This window comes from Streptomyces sp. NBC_00344, from assembly GCF_036088315.1.
GTDB lineage: Bacteria > Actinomycetota > Actinomycetes > Streptomycetales > Streptomycetaceae > Streptomyces.
In genome coordinates, this window is sequence record NZ_CP107996.1 from 363307 (window position 1) to 379085 (window position 15779).

Genomic DNA, 15779 nt, shown 5'->3' on the forward strand with positions numbered 1-15779 from the left:
CCCGGCAAAACACGCGAGCGGTGGCCGCGGCCGACGGGCCGTCAGGCGCGCGGCACTTCGTCGAGCCCTGGTTCCTCCGTCGACGGTGCGGGCCGCAGACGGCGCAACCAGGTCTCTGTCTGGGAGAGATGGGCGCTGATGGCGGCGGCCGCGGCTGCGGGGTCCCTGACACTCAGTGCGTGGATGACCGCCTCATGTCCGAGGTCGCTGGCCCTGCGTACTGCGGCGGCCTGCTCGGTGTCGTACACGCTGTAGTGCCTGCCTCGCGAACGCAGCACCTCGGTCAGGGCGGCGAGTGCCTCGTTGCCGCTCGCCCGGCAGATGGTGGCGTGGAACTCGCGGTCCAGCGCGTGCAGTTCATCCTCCTGCTGTGCCTCGACAAGCCGGTCGTGCAGGGCACGAAGCCGCTCGACGACCGAGGCATCGGCACGTGCTGCGGCCAGCGATGCGGCGTGCGACTCGAGAGCACGCCGGACGTCGAACAGCTCCAGCAGCCCATCGAGGGGAAGGACGTCGACGACGGCCGAGAAGCCTCCCAGCATCTGGGCCGGATGCAGCGCGGAGACATAGGTGCCCGATCCGTGCCGGGACTCCAGCATGCCGAGGGCCGCGAGAGAGCGGACCGCCTCGCGCAGTGAACCACGTGACACTCCGAGCCGGGCGCACAGCTCAGGCTCGGGCAGAAGTTGCTGGCCCGCGACCAGCTCACCGCCGGCGATCATGGCGCGCAGTCCGCGCGCCGCTGTGTCCATTGCCGCCATTGCCATGCCCCCTCTGTCCCGTCCGGCCGCCCCCGCCCCCGCCGGCCTCCGCGTCGCGCCGTCTGCCGGGCCTGCGGCGGAACCAACGATGACACACACCAGTCATCTGATGACTACGCCCCACGATGAGATCAAGAAATGAGATTTTTTCGCTACACCCCTGTTCAGACAGGATCGCACCTTCTACCGTTTCCCGCAGTTCCAGCGAGTCATCAGACAACTCTGTGAGAATCATGACCCACTCCACTGCCACTGCTCCCCTCAGCGCCGCCCTCGACGACTTCGCTCTCGACCCGGGCGTACGGCATCTGAACCACGGCTCCTTCGGCGCAGTACCCCGGGCCGCCCTGGCCGAACAGCGGAGGCTGAGGCATGAGATGGAAGGCGACCCCGACCGCTGGTTCCGGGACCTGCCCAGCCGCGTCGCGGAGACCCGCGCCGCCCTCGCACACCACATGCACACCCCGGCGGACACGTTCGCGCTGGTGGCCAACGCCAGTGCGGGCGTCAGCGCGGTCCTCGGATCGGAACGGCTGCCCACCGGCAGCGAGGTGCTGCTCACCGATCACGCTTACGGCGCAGTGGACATGGCCGCGCGCCGTGCGGCGGCGAGGGACGGTGCGCGGGTGCGCGTCGTGCATGTGCCGCTCGACGCGGACTCCTCGGCAGTCACCGGGCTCATGGCCGCCGCGATGAACCCCGCCACCTCTCTGGTCGTCGTGGACCAGGTGACCTCGGCAACCGCCCGTCTCCTCCCGGTCCGCGACATCACGGTGCGCGCCCACGCCGTCGGCGCGCGGGTACTCGTCGACGGAGCGCACGCACCGGGGCTCCTTGCCGACCCCCTGGACCTGATCGGCGAAGCCGACTACTGGGTGGGCAATCTGCACAAGTGGATGTGCGCGCCACGCGGCACCGCCGTGCTCTTCGCCCGGGGCCCCCTGACTCAGCGCCTGTTTCCGGTCATCGACTCATGGGGCGCGGCTGACCCTTTTCCCAGCCGCTTCGACCGCCAGGGCACCGTGGACCTGACAGCCTGGCTCGCGGCGCCGCGCGCACTGGATTTCATCGAGGAACACTACGGCTGGGACGCCTTCCGGGTCGGCTCGCAGCAACTCGCCGATCATGCCCAGCAGACCCTGGCCGACGCCCTGGAGACGCAGATCGCGCCGGCCACCGGAGACCAGGTTCCGGCGATGCGCCTCGTACCGCTCCCGGCCGGGCACGCCGCCGACCAGGACGCCGCGCACGCGCTGCAGCGCCACATCTCGGCCCGCACCGGCTGCGAGATCGCCGTGACCACCTGGCACGGACAGGGCTTCCTGCGCCTGTCCGCTCACCTCTACAACACTGCCGCCGACTACTCCCATCTGGCCGAGCAGCTCCCCCGCTGCCTGGCCGACGCACCCCGGTAGTTCCCGCGCCGGGCCGGGCCACAGCAGCTGACGACAAGCAAGGAAGCACCGCGTGCGCACCAAATCGATCGAAGCCACCCTGCACGACGCCGAGCGTCCCGCGACCCGGCTCGGCCGCACTCTGGGACCGCTGCAGCTCACCATGATGGGCATCGGCGTGACGATAGGCGGCGGAGTCTTCGTCCTCACCGGTACCGCGGCCGCGAACTACGCCGGACCCGCGATCGCTGTCTCGTTCGCCCTCGGCGCGCTGGTTTCAGCCCTGGTGGCCCTCTGCTACATGGAGTTCGCCAGTTCCGTCCCGGTCGCCGGAAGCGCGTACACCTTCGCCTACGTCTCTCTCGGCGAAACCGTCGCCTGGCTCATCGGCTGGGATCTCATCCTAGACATGACGATGGGGGCGGGCGCCGTCGCCAGTGGCTGGTCGCAGTATGTCGCCGACTTCCTGGCGACCTTCGGCATCCGGCTGCCGTCGTCGCTCGCAGGACCGGAGGCAGCGGTCAACGTTCCGGCCGTGCTGGTCATCGTGGTGCTCACGGCCGTTCTCGCGGCCGGAGTACGCACCACCGCCCGCATCAACACGATCATGACGATCGTCAAGCTGGCCGCCATCGTGCTCTTCATCGCTGTCGGGCTCTTCCACATCGATCCGGCGAACTGGAGCCCGTTCATCCCCGCGTCCCGCTCCCTGGACGGGAGCGGCGATGTATGGCAGCAACCACTGCTCGGCTGGGCGGGCATCACCACCAACGCATCCTTCGGGACGGCCGGGATCCTGACCGGCGGCGCCGTGGTCTTCGGTGCTTTCTCCGGCTTCGACATCATGGCGAGCAGCGCCGAAGAGGCGAAGCGGCCCCAGCGGACCCTGCCGGTGGCGCTGATGGCCACGGTCGTCGTCTGCGCCGTGCTCTATGTGGCCGTGACCCTGGTGGTCACCGGTATGCGGAACTACACCGAACTCGACACGGCCGCGCCCGTCACCGCCGCACTCACCGGCGTGGGCGCCGACTGGGCGGTACGCATCGTCGGCATCGGCGCGATCTGCGGCCTGACCACAGTCGTCATGATCATGTTGCTGGGACAGAGCCGCGTCTTCTTCGCGATGAGCCGCGACGGACTGCTGCCGCAGTGGTTCGCGCAGGTGCATCCCAGGACCCGCAGCCCGCGTCGCATCACCTGGACCCTGGGACTGACAGTGGCGCTGATGACCGCGGCTCTGCCCATCCAGGACCTGGCCGAACTCGGCAACATCGGCATGCTGGCCTCGTTCGTCGTCGTGTGCGTGGGCGTCATGTACCTGCGGCGCAGCAGGCCGGACATGCAGCGCGGTTTCCGCACACCATGGGTTCCCTTCGTCCCCGTCGTCGCGCTCCTGCTGTGCCTGCTGCTTGTGGGAAGCCTGCCCCTGATCACCTGGGTGCGATTCCTGGGCTGGATGGCCGCCGGACTGCTCATCTACGTGTGCTGGGGGCGCCGCAACAGCCGCTTGGCGAAAACCGAAAGCGCCGGGCCCGTCCACAGCGCAGAGGCCGTCGGAAGCGGTACGCGCCACGGATGACGGGGCGGATGACGAGGCGGGCCGGGCACACTGAGCGGATGGACAACTACCGCATGGTGCACCGCAACCCCGTTCCCGAACGGTACGGACGCCTGCGGGTGGAGACTGATCCCGGCCCGGCCCGCTGGCTCGGCGAGCCACGCAACCACGGCGCATTCGGCACGGTGGCGGGCGTCTGCGCCCCGGGATTCGCCGCCTACGCGCGGGTGCTGCATCCCGCGTCCCTGGGTGAGCGGCCGGTGCGATGGTCCGCGGTGGGCGCAGCGTACGGACACGAGGTCGTGCCGGGTACGGACTGGCACACACTGATCGGGATGGACCGCGACTACCCGAACGCCGAGGTGTACGGCCTGCCCGGCGTGTGGGACGAGCACCCGGCGGAGGGGCCCACCCCACTCGGCGTCGCCCGCGCTCTGATCCCCGTCCTGGCCCGGCACACCGCGACCTCAGAGCACTGCTGGTACGGGCTGTGGAACGGGTACGGGAGGTGGGACTTCGATCAGCTGCCCTCCTTCGCGACACCGGGCCGGGACGAGGTGCTGCTTGCCGGCACGCTGAGCGACGCCGTCTCGCCGGCGTCCCTGGACGAGTTCGCCGAGCTGCCCGACCTCTGGTGGCCCCAGGACCGCGCCTGGTGCCTGGGCGGTGACGTGGACCTGGTGAGCACCTACATCGGCGGGTCCGGAGAGCTGATCGACGAGCTGCTGGCCGCGCCTGAGCTCGAGGCCCACCGGGTGGCGCCCGGCGACGGGGTCGGCTGACCCGGTCCACGCGTCAAGCCCGGGCCGGGGGCCCGGGCTTGAGGTCGGAGCCGGCACTGCCACGACCCGCCGGAACTCCCGGCTCGACAGGTCCGCACTCGGTTCGGACCTACCGGTCGTTCCGGCTTGAGCATTTGCTCAGCGGGTGCCCGTCGCCGCCTTGGCGGAGGCCGCGGTGACGGTGGCGGTCGCCGACTTGGCGCTGGTGTTGCCCGCCGCATCAGAGGCGGTGACCCGGTAGGTGTAGCTCTTCCCAGCCGTGACCGAGGTGTCCTTGACGGTGACCTGAGGCCGTGACCACATAAGTGAACTGGCCTGTACGGTCGCGATCGGCGTGCCGGCACCGTTCCGGTACACCTTGTACGTCAGCTTGGAGTCGTCGGTGTCGAAGCTCGCCTTCCAGTGCACCTGCACCTCGCCCGCCTTCACGGAGGTTGCGGAGACGACCGGCACCAAGGGCGCTCCCGTGTCGCCCGTGGAGGCGAACCGGGTCAGACTCTGCGCCGCGGAACGGTTGACCGTGGTGAACTCGCCACCGGACCAGAGGTAGTGAGCGGCGCCGGACGTCGCGACCGTCAGGGCGCGGGGTCCGATCCCTTCACCGTTGCCGTCATTGGTGTCCGGGAACCAGCCCAGTTTCCCGGTGCCCGTGGTGGGCTCTGCCAGGAAGTGGTGACGCGCACCGTTGGGGAACTCGCCGACGCTGGAACAGTCGTGTGCGTGCGAGGCGCTGTACAGCACACTCTGATAGGACTTGACCGCCTGCGTGGCGCCCAGACAGGTGTCGCGCCAGCGCTGGGCGAGATTACTCGCATTGAGCGCGATCCGCCCGTCGAAGGCACCGAAGCCGGTACCTTCGTTGCCGGTGTAGATACCGGTGGCGTCCGTGTCGATGGTCTTCACCACCGAGTTGGCCGGGATGAAGCCCGGGTACGCTTTCGCCGTTTTGCCCGATGTGGCATCGACCACCGCCAAGGCGTGCGAAGCGGTCCCGTTGACGGTGAAGAAGTCCCCACCGAGCACTGCCTTGGTGCCGTCCGGGGTCAGCGCGATGGCCCGGCCCGGCTTGTCCACATCGGCGGTGAAGGGGAGCACAGCTCCGTCGGCGGCCTTGACCGCGGCGTAGCGCTGGTGTTTCTTGCCACTGACCGTACTGAAGTCACCTCCCGCGTACACCGTGTCCTTCGTGACGGCCAGAGCCCGTACGGTGGCCGAGAAGGCGGCATGGAAGCTGGTTCTGGGCTTGCAGGTGGCGATGTCGATCGCGGTCAGCGAGGAGACGGGGGTGCCGTTGACGGCACCGAAGTAGCCACCCGCGTAAAGGGTCTTCTGGTCCGGAGACACGGCCAGAGCCCTGACCGTAGCGGTACCGCTGCCGACGGTGAAGGACAGCTTGCAACCGGTGGGTGCGCCGGTCGCAGCGTTGAAGGCGGCGAAGTTCACCGCGGCCCGCTGGGCGCCGGAGACACCGGCCGGTGGCCGCAGCGCGGAAAAGGTGCCCCCTGCGAAGACGACGCCGCCGGACTGGGCAAGCGCCCACACGATGCCGTTCGTCTGCCAGGTCGGCAGGGCGTCCGCCGTGAACGCCACCGGCGGGGTGATGGCCCTCGCCTCGGGCGCCGCGACCACCCCCAGGCCGACGGCGACGAACGACAGGGTGAGAGTGGCCGACAACCCTCTTGATCTGTGCATGAACCCCCCAGGGTTAAGCCCGGCACCCACCCGGAGAGGCGTGAAACAGAACGAGAACGTCTGGATCAGGACTCGCCGTGGCGGAATGGACCGGAAAGCGGAAGCTTGGAGAAGAGTAGGCCGGATCATCCACCCCAACCAATCCCCACATCAACGTACTTGCGCGGCATGCCGAACGGGCCTCTTCGTGAGGTCCCGTCGCTTGCGCCCTCTGGGCAGTTAGAGGGCGCACCTGCGGGGAATACGGTGGTTTCAGCCGGAATCCCTGTCTGGAGCCACCACCGAAAGGACTCTGGTGAGTAAGGAAAAGAAGAAGAAGCTGCCACTGGCCTACAAGCCTGTCGGATTCGTGCTCGGCTGGGCGGCAGGGTCACTGGCCGGGCTCGTGTTCCAGAAGGCCTGGAAGGCAGTGGCACACGAGGACGACGCCCCGGACGCCCTGGACGAGGACCGTGGTCTCAGCGAGATCCTGCTGGCCGCTGCCCTGCAAGGCGCTCTGTTCGCCGCGATGCGCAGTGCGGTGGACCGGTCGGGCGCTGTCGCCATAAGGCGGATGACCGGCACATGGCCAAGTGGCAAGGGCGGCCGCGACTGAGGGCCGTCCCGTAGTCGCCGACCACGGGCAGCCGGAGCGCGCCGGGGTGCGGCATCGCGGCCCTGTGGGCCCGGAATCGCCGGCAGGCCGTGGCCACATATCGGGCCACGGCCTGTCGGCGATCCTCAGTTGTCGGCCAGGAACTGTTTGGCCAGCGCGTCACCGCGGGTCACCGCGGCGTCATGGCTCTCGATGGGGTTTGCCGTCGCGTTCTTGAACAAGATGTAGGTGACGCCGGATTCGGCACCACCGGTCTCCGGGTCGGGGTCGATGCCCAGGCCCTTCGCCGCGCTGTAGGAGGCCTCACCGATGATCTGGTTCGGCCCGGTATCACCGACGACCGCGTACTCGACCTTGTTGTTGTAGATGACGGCCACCACACCGCCGCCCTCGATGCCGGCCGACGAGTAGTTCCAGATGCTGCTGGAACTCGGTACGACCACGTAAGGAAGCGCCGCGGCGTTCAGCGGCTCACCGTTGGACTGATGGAAGGCGGTGTCGTCCTGGAACCACGGATCGGTGTCGCCGTTGCACTGTGAGGTGACCTGCCCGTCGCAGTCGACGTCCATGTCCGCCTTCCAGAAGACCGCTCCGTTCTTGCCGCAGACAGCGACGGTCGCCGAAGTCTCCTCATCGGTGCGGTACTTGCCGTTGGAGAGCTGCGAACAGCCGGTGACCTTGGCCAGCAGGGCGGATGCGCTCACCGATCCCTCCTGGACCCCGCTGGGGGTGGCGGTTCGATGGGGGCTCGCGGCGGCGGGGAGGGCGGCAGCGAGTGGCACGGCTGCGGTGACGAGGAGCGCGGCGAGGAGACGACGACGCATGGGGGAGCTCCTTCTGTTAGGAAAGTTTCCTTACCAGGGCATGACAAAGGTGCCCATGACTCCGCCTCCCGTCAACCCCATAGGCACAACGGCGCGGACGGACCGGACCCCTGAACAGGGGTGGACCGGGGCCCCGTAGCGGGTATGGCTCCCGGGCGGTTCACCCGCGAGCCGCCAACCGGCATCAGGTGATCACCACCGGGGTCGGATCAGGCACCGCGGTGCGAGAACGCGTCGCCGCCCTCGAGCCCGGCCCGCCGGCCGAGCGCTACCGGATCAGGGTCTGCCAGGTGGGCTCCTGGGCGGGATCCAGATTCCGCAACCGGGCGAGCGTGTCCGGGTCCTGCACGTCGAGCCAGTCCGCCAGCTCACGGAAGGACACACAGCGCACGCCCTTGCGGGGGCACACATCCTGTATCACGTCCTCGACGGCGTCCATGTAGATTCCGCCGTTCCAGTTCTCGAAGTGGTTGCCGATGAACAGCGGCGCGCGATTGCCGTGGAAGACGCGCTCAAAGCCGTCGAGGTAGGCGTTCTTTGCCTGTTCCTGCCACGTCGCCCACCGGGACGGATCACCCTGGGTGGTGCCGCCCGTCTGGTTGTAGAGGAAGTTGAAGTCCATGGAGAGAGCCTGGAACGTGCCGCCCGGGTAGGGCAGCAGCTGGAGGGGGAAATCCCAGACACCGTGCTTCCTGGCCGGCCAGATCTGAAAGTCACCGGCCGAACTCGCGTCGTAGCGCCAGCCGAAAGGCTTGATGGCGGGCAGCAGGGTCTTCTGCCCCTCGAGGCAGGGCGCGCGCCCGCCTGTGATCTCACGGTCGGGGTCGAAGGGCAGCGGGGGAAGGTCCTTGAAGCCGGTGTTCGTCTTCCAGTTCTTGATGAACTGGTATGTCTGGTCGATCTCGCTCTTCCACTCGGCGGGGCTCCACTCGCCACCGCCCTTCTTCCCGCAGAAGTGTCCGTTGAAGTGCGAGCCGATCTCGTCGCCCTCGGCCCATGCCTTGCGCACCTGCTCCAGGGTCATCCGGATGTGTTCGCGGGTGGGGTACGAGATCGCCGAGTCGCCGACGGAGTGCTGTGGCGGCTTGTAGAGATGCTTCTTCGACTCCGGCAGTAGGTAGATGCCCGTGAGGAAGAACGTCATATGCGCGTTGTTCTCGCGTGCCACCTTGCGGAACCGCGAGAAGAGCCTGTCGTCGCCCTGCAGCGCGCCATCCCAGGAGAACACGACGAACTGCGGCGGTTTCTCACCCGGTTTGAGGCGCTCCGGCTTCAGCTGTCCCGGCTGCGGACCGGTGTACGAGGTGGACCCGTCGCCCAGCACCTTCACCTTCCCGTCCCAGCCCGCCTCGTCGTCCTCTCCGACTGCCCCGGTCGCTGAGCCGGCTCCGGCAGGTCGTGCGGCTCCGTTCGCGGACGCCGCGATGCCCGGCTGCGGTGACGCTGCGGGCCCGTCGGTGTCGCTGCCGATGAACGGGATTGCCACCACCGCGGCCGCCGCGGTGGCAAGCACCACCCCCACGGCGGCACGGACGCGGAACGCGGACAGCGTCACATGCCGTCGGCCGAGCGCGGTACGGAGCGTGCGGGGTATGCGGGTCATCGCGATGTCACTTCCTGTACGGGTCGACGGGCGGCGTCGTGGGGCAGGGCGCTGCCTCGTCACATGCCGCTCCCATCGGGTCTCCTGCCGGCCACGGACGTCAGATAGGCGTTCCAGATCCGTGAGGGGTACGTCCGATCGGCCTTGGCATCTCCGCCAAGACCGGTGACCGGCAGCGGCTTCAGGTCTCCCAGGTTCATGCGGTAGACGACGACGGCCGTCGCCTCCTGCGCGGTGTAGCCCACGAACCAGCCGGCGGTGTGGTCCGCTGTGGTTCCGGCCTTGCCGGCGGCGCCGGCGGGCGCGTTCGCTGAAGCAGAGCCACCTCCCCGGAGTGCGCCGCGAAGGGCGTCGGTGACCTGAGCGCCGACTTCGGCACTGAAGGCACGGTCGCGGTGCGGCCGCGCCAGGGCCACGGGTTCACCACCGCGGGATGCCCGGGCCACCGAGAAGGGCTCCGTGTGGACCCCGCCCGCGGCGAACGTCCCGTAGGCAGCGGCCATCCGCAGGGCGCTCGGCGTCGAGTTGCCGAGTGAGAACCCCGGAACACGTGCCCCGAGGCTGGTGGCGAGGAGCCCGGCGTCCTGGGCCGCGCGGGCCACCCGCTCATAACCGACGTCCGTACCGAGCTGCATCAGCGGTGCGTTGACCGAGTGCACCATCGCGTCACGCAAACTGATGTGCCCCCACGAACGGCCCCCGTCGTTCTCTGCCTTGACCACTTTGCCGTTGCGGTCCCAGTAGGGGCCCTCGGGTGTGATGACCGGGATGTCGTCGTCACCGTCGTAAACGGTGGCCGGGAACACCGGGGTGCGGGGCTCACCGCGTTTTCGCTGCACTCCGTCGCGCAGAGCGGCCGCGTACACGAAGGGGGTGAACGCCGATCCGGCGGGGACGGTGATCGAGTTGGATTCGTTGAACCCCTGGGTGAGGAAGTCGGGCCCTCCGTACACGGCGAGTATCCGTCCGTCGGATGCGATCGACGCTGCGCCGGTGTGCGCATGCCTGTCGGCCGCCCGGTGGGCCGGATCGAAGCCTTTGGTGACCCTGCGTACCGACGTCGCCAGCTCCGTCGTGCGCATTCTGTCGAACGTCGTGTGGACCTCATAACCGCCCAGGTCGAACGCTGAGTCCGAGATGTGGCCCGCCTTCTGGACATAGGTCTTGGCGAGAGCCGCGAGATAGCCGGGCTGACCGCTCGCCGTGGAGGGCTTGGGCGGAGCCTTCGGCTCGGGGAAGACCTTGTACGCGGACCGCTCGGCCGGAGACAGCGCTCCGGTGGTGACCATCCGGTCGAGGATCCACTTCCAGCGGCGCACCGCCCGGTCATGGTTCTTCGCGCTGATCGCGGGATCGTAGAGGGACGCCCCCTTGAGGACCGAGGCCAGGAACGCGGCCTCGCTCACCGTGAGATCACCCACCTCCTTGCCGTAGTAGGCCTGAGCTGCCCGCTGGACGCCATACGTTCCCCGGCCGAACCAACTGGTGTTGAGGTAGCCCTCGAGAATCTCGTTCTTGCTCAGCCGGTTGTCCACCTTGACCGCGAGGAGCATCTCGTGGAACTTCCGGCTGAGATTCTGGTCCTGATTGAGGTAGGCGTTCTTCACGTACTGCTGTGTGATGGTGGAGCCGCCCTGGGTGTCGCCCCCGGTGATCATCCGCAGAGCCGCGCGGGTCATACCCGAGGCGGATACGCCCGGATCCGAGTAGAAGCTCGCGTTCTCGGCCGCCAGTACCGCGTTCCGCACGCGCCGCGGAACTCTGGACAGCGGCACCTCCTGCCGGTTGACCCAGCCGCTGCGGGCCAGCTCCGTACCGTCCGACCAGTAGTACACGTTGTCCTGCTGGGTCGCGAAGGCATTGAGCTGATTCGGTATGTCCGTCCGGGCGTAGGCGTACATCACCAGTGCGGCGCCGCTGGTCGCCCCGAGCAGAACGAGGGCCAGGATCTGACGCCATGACGGCAGCCAGCGCCGGAGGCCGGCACGGTTCGAGCGCGGATAGTCCACCCGTATGCCGGCGAGCCTCGCGACCATGCGCGAGAAGCGTGCACGAACCCTCGCACCCGACGCGGCGCCTGCCCGTCCTCGGTGCGTCACTCCGAGGCTCCCCCGCAATCGCCCGTGCCGTCGGATCTGCTGGCCGTCTCCGGACCTTCCGGCGAGATGCGACAGGCGTGGCGGAGTATGTGCTGCATACCTGGGGGATTCCTAACGACAGTGCGTGACCGAGGAATTGTGCGGTCGGTCAGGGCGATGAGGTGCGGGGGCCGCCGACCTGCGGCAACGACGTTCTACGGCGAGCACAGTCCGGACTTTTGGTGAAGATCAGTGAACTTCCGGCGGATATACGGTGGTTCACGGAACGGAAGCCGGAAGGCTTTGCGTAGCCCCCTCCCCGTCCATCGCCTGCCCTCCGTGAAGCTTTGGCCTCTACTTCACCGATGCGCTGGACCCCTTGATTTGTTTCGCCGCATCACGAACATGGCTGGAAATGATCAGTGCCGTGGGGTGCCGGTGCCACGGCGACGCGGAACACCCCGGGCCCGGGGCCTCCGGTCAGGGCCGGTGCCTGACCCGCACCGGGGCGGTGTCCACGACGGACCGATACGTGGTGCTGCCCCGGAAGGTGGCGAGGTAGCCGTGATGCCGCAGGTCGTCGTAGAGACTCCGGCTTCCGCGGGTCCGGTCCGGGACGGTGGCTTCGCAATGCGCCACACCGTGAACGTCGGATACCGCGGTGCACAGCTGTCGCGTCCTTGCCGTGTTGGTGAACGTGATCAACTGACGCGCCAGGGGGGTGCCGTCGGCCTCGCTGAGGGTGGCGTGGAGGCCCCTGACGATCAGGGCCGACGGCCCCGACCGCTGCTGCATGGAGGCCGGCCGCGCCGCGAGCCGTGTGGGGACGCGGCGAATGGTGACGGCCGGGGACGGGGCGGAATTGAGGCTGGTGGCCCCGGCGGCGTTGGTCCCTGTCACCGTGAACTCATAGCTGTCACCCGGCGTGAGAGAGGTGACCGTGATGGGGGAACCGGGCCCCTGAGCGACCTGGCCGCCCCGGGAGTGCTTGGTGAGATCGATGGCGGTGACGATGTAGCCGGTGACCGCGGGTGAAGCGCTGCCGATGAACGACACCGTGGCCTGCGCGTGGCCGGGAGCAGCGGTCACATTGGTGGGCGGGACCGGGGCCGGTGGCACGGCCAACCCGACCGGGGTGCTCAGACCCGAGACGGGCAGGGTGCTCTGCCCGCCGCCGTTCGCCGGCACCTCCACCACCCTGTCGTTACCGAAGTCGGCGACGAAGAGGTTGTCGACCGCGTCGAGCACCAGCCCCTGCGGGCTGCGCAGACCGGACGTGGGCACTGTTTCCTGCGGTCCGCCGTCCACGGGCATCTTCACGACCCTGCCGTTCGCCGAGTCGGAGATGTACAGGTCGCCGTCGGAGTCGAACGCCAGCCCGGTCGGCTGGGAGAGACCGCGGGCGGGAACGGTCGTCTGCGGTCCCCCGTCGGCAGGCACCTTCACGACTCTGTCGTTGCTGAAGTCCGCGACGAAGAGGTTGCCGAGCGCATCGAGCGCCAGACCGTCCGGGTGGACCAGGCCCGTGGTCGGGACGGTGGTCTGCGGCCCCCCGTCGGCGGGCACCTCGACCACCCTGTTGTTGAAACTGTCGGAGATGAACAGGTTGCCCGCCGCATCGAGCGCCAGACCGATCGGCCGCGACAGGTCGGTGGCGGGGACCACGGTCTGCGGACCGCCGTTCCCCGGCACCTTCACCACCCTGTTGTTGCCGGTGTCGGAGACATAGAGATCTCCCGCGGCGTTGAGCGCCATACCGGTGGGACGGGTCAGTCCGGTGATCGGGGCATCCGTCCCGGAGCCGCCGTCCGCAGGTACCTCCAGCACGGTGCCGTCGGTGTAGTCGGACACGTACAGTGGCGCGCTGCCGGGCGCTGGTACCGCCGCGGCGGTACCCGGCGCCAGGGACACCAGCCCGGCCGTGCACAGCGCCAGGATCGCTGCCGCCGCAGACAGACGCCGCCGCGCCGACCTGCGCCCCTGCCCGGCAGGAGGAGACGGCTTCCGCCTGCGCGGCTCAGGAGAACGAGGCACTGAAGAGCGGCACATGACACACCAACCTGTTCTGGCCGGGCGGCCGGATGCCGTACCGGCCGGCGGAGACGGCGAACACCTCGTGCGCACACGGCGGAAGAGGCCGGGAGTACTGCTATGACGTCCCGTCACCGAACCCGGCCGAATCCGTCTGCCGGGCGGGCCGTGGTCCTGCCGACCTTATGAACCAGCTCGCGGCACCGGCACGCACCACGCCACCGCCCGCCCGGATTCCACCCCAACGGCAGGGGACAGAGTCCATCGCGGCAGCCCTCTCCTGCGTACACTGCCCAGGCACAGCCGCCACCCTCGAACCGCACCGACAGGGAGGTGAGAACGCCCATGCATCTGGTTCTGACCTCCGACACGCATCTCCCGAAGCGGGCAGGCCTGCTCCCCCACCCGCTCCTGGACGCGATCGAACAAGCCGACGCCGTCATCCATGCGGGTGACTGGGTCGACCCGGCAACCCTGGACCTGCTCGAATCCCGTGCGCGACGTGTCATCGGGGTCTATGGGAACAACGACGGCCCGGAGCTCCGGGCCCGGCTGCCCGAGGTGGCCAGTGCCGTTCTCGGCGGGCTGAGATTCGGGGTCGTGCACGAAACGGGAGCCGCGCAGGGACGCGAGCGGAGATGCTCCGCTCGCTTTCCTGATCTGGACGTACTGGTGTTCGGCCACAGTCACATCCCGTGGGACACCATAGCGCCGACGGGCCTACGGCTGCTCAATCCCGGTTCTCCGACGGACAGACGGCGTCAGCCGTACTGCACCTTCATGACCGTCGATGCGGCCGCGGGCCGGCTGAGCGACGTACGGCTGCACCGTCTCCCGCCACGACACCGGCCCACGGGCGGTGGCGGCCCCGCATCGCCGTCAACGACCCGGCAGCGCTGACCGCCCACCGCGCACCAGACGGCGCAGCGCGAGGCGGGCGAGCGGTGTGTAGGGAGCGATGACGATCCACGGGCCCCGGAGGGTCAACGTCGTCAGTGCACCCTCGGCGGTCGGCGTGACGGCGTGGAGCAGCCGCACCTTCAGCGGGCCGAGGCGGACCTGCCAGGACCAGGTGTGGCCCGTCTCGTCCACGTCGTCGATGCGGAACCGAACGGTCACCCCGAACCAGGAGCTGACCGTGCCCCGCGCACCCGGTGCGATGCGTTCTCCCGGGGCGTCGACGGCCGTGATCTGGGGCGCCCACTGCGCCCAGTGGCGGTACACCGCGTAGCGTTCCCACACCAACTGAGCGGATGCGGAGCCTGAGGCCTTCGCATGCACCGTGCCCATACCGCTTCTCCCTGGGTGTCGAAGGCCGGCGCCGGACGAAGGGCACGAGCGGAGCCACAGCACTCCACGGCGCCGCAGGACATCGGCCCTTGCCGTCGTTGCAGCCTTTTCCGTATTCCACCCCGGCACAGCCGAGAGTGGCCCGACGCCGCGCCCGGCCGGCGGTTACTGGGTGAACCTGGGCAGCCACTTCACCTGGTAGTCGGGATGATTCGCATGCTCAGCCGCCATCTGCCGGACCACGAAGCCCAGTCCGACCGCGCGGCCGGAGGGGAAGTCGTGGTACGGACGGTCGGTGTCCAGAGCCGCGACCTCCTCGTACTCGTCGAGCAGCACCTTGCTCGTCTCGGTGCGCCGCAGTGTGCGCGCAGGGTCCTGGAGAGAGATGTGCGCGTCGTAACCACGAGTCCGTACGGTGAATGCGATGGCAGCGGTCCGGTCATGGACTTCGCCGGGCACCTCGGCCGGACATCGCCAGCTCTCCCCACCCGCCGCCTGCGCGATCTGTTCCTCGTCGGCAAGGCGCGCCCGGACAAAGGCCACCATGTCGGAGTTGTCTGTCATCAGCGCCGAATCCTCCACCGTCACAAACCCGTACCGGAAGCCGATTCACCGTACGGGGCCCGTTCTGCTTGCTCAGCAGAGGATGCCGTACGACCGGGACCGGACGCACACACGGGGGTGCCCGCGGCTCGGGATCCGTAGGCCTCGGCCTGCTCATCAGTCAGAGACTCCGCTGAGACGGGGCGCAGGGTTTCCGCCGGCCGACCAGGACGATCGGAGGCTTCCCCTGCGCCGACGGCAGACGCGCGTCCCTCATCGAGGCCACCACCGCCGGCCACGCGCTGCGTAAGGAAGTCGAGCAGTTGTGGACCCCGGCAGTGGGCCCTCATCAAGAACGGCGCCGTCCAATCCTCGGAGACCACCCGGGCCGGGCGGGTCGGGCCCTCCGCTACGTCGGCAGCCGCCGTGTGGGCTGCCTGAGAACGGGCAGGCATCTCACCAGGTGCTCAGGTCATCCGGTGGACAGATCGTCCGCCCCGACCTGATGCTGCCGGGCTGATTGTCGGACAGGGAAATCGGTATCTCCTGATGCAACGCCGTCGTCGCGCAGATGTGTCCCCCGAAGCTCTTCACGAGACAGCAAAGCAACTCGCAGAGGCTGTCGACG

13 protein-coding genes are annotated in these 15779 nt (G+C 68.8%); 5 read left to right on the top strand and 8 right to left on the bottom strand.

What is annotated here, in order from left to right; genetic code table 11:
- Positions 1-41: 41 nt before the first annotated feature.
- Positions 42-761, bottom strand: coding sequence for a FadR/GntR family transcriptional regulator (locus OHS16_RS01780; protein ID WP_328535345.1), 720 nt, complete (start codon positions 759-761; stop codon positions 42-44).
- A 233-nt stretch (positions 762-994) separates the two neighbouring features.
- Here OHS16_RS01780 and OHS16_RS01785 point away from each other — a divergent pair, with 233 nt between their 5' ends.
- The 3 genes from OHS16_RS01785 to OHS16_RS01795 are packed head-to-tail and all read left to right on the top strand — an operon-like array spanning position 995 to position 4495.
- Complete coding sequence (locus OHS16_RS01785; protein WP_328535346.1) at positions 995-2176, top strand: aminotransferase class V-fold PLP-dependent enzyme; 1182 nt, start codon at positions 995-997, stop codon at positions 2174-2176.
- Between the two features lie 52 nt (positions 2177-2228).
- On the top strand, positions 2229-3734 hold the full coding sequence (locus OHS16_RS01790) for an amino acid permease (protein ID WP_328535347.1): 1506 nt from the start codon (positions 2229-2231) through the stop codon (positions 3732-3734).
- Between the two features lie 38 nt (positions 3735-3772).
- On the top strand, positions 3773-4495 hold the full coding sequence (locus tag OHS16_RS01795; protein WP_328535348.1) for a hypothetical protein: 723 nt from the start codon (positions 3773-3775) through the stop codon (positions 4493-4495).
- A 138-nt stretch (positions 4496-4633) separates the two neighbouring features.
- Here OHS16_RS01795 and OHS16_RS01800 read toward each other — a convergent pair whose 3' ends face one another.
- Positions 4634-6187, bottom strand: a complete 1554-nt coding sequence (locus tag OHS16_RS01800) for a fibronectin type III domain-containing protein (protein WP_328535349.1) — start codon at positions 6185-6187, stop codon at positions 4634-4636.
- Between the two features lie 295 nt (positions 6188-6482).
- On the opposite strand from OHS16_RS01800, the gene OHS16_RS01805 reads away from it, so the two are divergent.
- Positions 6483-6782 carry a DUF4235 domain-containing protein gene (locus tag OHS16_RS01805; protein ID WP_328535350.1) on the top strand — a complete coding sequence of 100 codons (300 nt, stop codon included), beginning with the start codon at positions 6483-6485 and terminating at the stop codon, positions 6780-6782.
- Between the two features lie 125 nt (positions 6783-6907).
- Here the strand turns inward: OHS16_RS01805 and OHS16_RS01810 are convergent, their stop codons facing one another.
- The 4 genes from OHS16_RS01810 to OHS16_RS01825 all read right to left on the bottom strand — a co-directional run bounded on the left by OHS16_RS01810 (position 6908) and on the right by OHS16_RS01825 (position 13138).
- Positions 6908-7606: a glycoside hydrolase family 75 protein gene (locus OHS16_RS01810; protein WP_328535351.1), complete on the bottom strand. Its 699-nt coding sequence runs from the start codon at positions 7604-7606 to the stop codon at positions 6908-6910.
- Between the two features lie 268 nt (positions 7607-7874).
- The gene (locus OHS16_RS01815; RefSeq protein ID WP_328535352.1) at positions 7875-9209 is read right to left on the bottom strand and encodes a hypothetical protein; all 1335 of its coding nucleotides are present in this window, start codon (positions 9207-9209) and stop codon (positions 7875-7877) included.
- 59 nt (positions 9210-9268) lie between these two features.
- Positions 9269-11245, bottom strand: a complete 1977-nt coding sequence (locus OHS16_RS01820) for a transglycosylase domain-containing protein (RefSeq protein WP_328535353.1) — start codon at positions 11243-11245, stop codon at positions 9269-9271.
- Between the two features lie 522 nt (positions 11246-11767).
- Positions 11768-13138 carry an SMP-30/gluconolactonase/LRE family protein gene (locus OHS16_RS01825; RefSeq protein ID WP_328535354.1) on the bottom strand — a complete coding sequence of 457 codons (1371 nt, stop codon included), beginning with the start codon at positions 13136-13138 and terminating at the stop codon, positions 11768-11770.
- Positions 13139-13663: 525 nt separating this feature from the next.
- Between OHS16_RS01825 and OHS16_RS01830 the strand changes: the two genes are divergently transcribed.
- On the top strand, positions 13664-14218 hold the full coding sequence (locus OHS16_RS01830; RefSeq protein WP_328535355.1) for a metallophosphoesterase family protein: 555 nt from the start codon (positions 13664-13666) through the stop codon (positions 14216-14218).
- Here OHS16_RS01830 and OHS16_RS01835 read toward each other — a convergent pair.
- Together OHS16_RS01835 and OHS16_RS01840 are read right to left on the bottom strand one after the other, a co-directional pair.
- Positions 14198-14608, bottom strand: coding sequence for an SRPBCC family protein (locus OHS16_RS01835; RefSeq protein WP_328535356.1), 411 nt, complete (start codon positions 14606-14608; stop codon positions 14198-14200). The genes OHS16_RS01830 and OHS16_RS01835 overlap by 21 nt on opposite strands.
- A gap of 165 nt (positions 14609-14773) precedes the next feature.
- Positions 14774-15172 (bottom strand): DUF6221 family protein, encoded by a 399-nt coding sequence (locus tag OHS16_RS01840; RefSeq protein WP_328535357.1) that lies wholly within the window; start codon positions 15170-15172, stop codon positions 14774-14776.
- Positions 15173-15779 lie beyond the last annotated feature (607 nt).

What these genes read in the sequence shown, in the direction of transcription:
- OHS16_RS01810 (WP_328535351.1), bottom strand. Translation starts at nt 7,606, where the DNA reads ATGCGTCGTCGTCTCCTCGCCGCGCTCCTCGTCACCGCAGCCGTGCCA.
- OHS16_RS01840 (WP_328535357.1), bottom strand. Translation starts at nt 15,172, where the DNA reads ATGACAGACAACTCCGACATGGTGGCCTTTGTCCGGGCGCGCCTTGCC.
- OHS16_RS01835 (WP_328535356.1), bottom strand. Translation starts at nt 14,608, where the DNA reads ATGGGCACGGTGCATGCGAAGGCCTCAGGCTCCGCATCCGCTCAGTTG.
- OHS16_RS01830 (WP_328535355.1), top strand. Translation starts at nt 13,664, where the DNA reads ATGCATCTGGTTCTGACCTCCGACACGCATCTCCCGAAGCGGGCAGGC.
- OHS16_RS01815 (WP_328535352.1), bottom strand. Translation starts at nt 9,209, where the DNA reads ATGACCCGCATACCCCGCACGCTCCGTACCGCGCTCGGCCGACGGCAT.
- OHS16_RS01780 (WP_328535345.1), bottom strand. Translation starts at nt 761, where the DNA reads ATGGCGGCAATGGACACAGCGGCGCGCGGACTGCGCGCCATGATCGCC.
- OHS16_RS01820 (WP_328535353.1), bottom strand. Translation starts at nt 11,245, where the DNA reads ATGGTCGCGAGGCTCGCCGGCATACGGGTGGACTATCCGCGCTCGAAC.
- OHS16_RS01795 (WP_328535348.1), top strand. Translation starts at nt 3,773, where the DNA reads ATGGACAACTACCGCATGGTGCACCGCAACCCCGTTCCCGAACGGTAC.
- OHS16_RS01785 (WP_328535346.1), top strand. Translation starts at nt 995, where the DNA reads ATGACCCACTCCACTGCCACTGCTCCCCTCAGCGCCGCCCTCGACGAC.
- OHS16_RS01800 (WP_328535349.1), bottom strand. Translation starts at nt 6,187, where the DNA reads ATGCACAGATCAAGAGGGTTGTCGGCCACTCTCACCCTGTCGTTCGTC.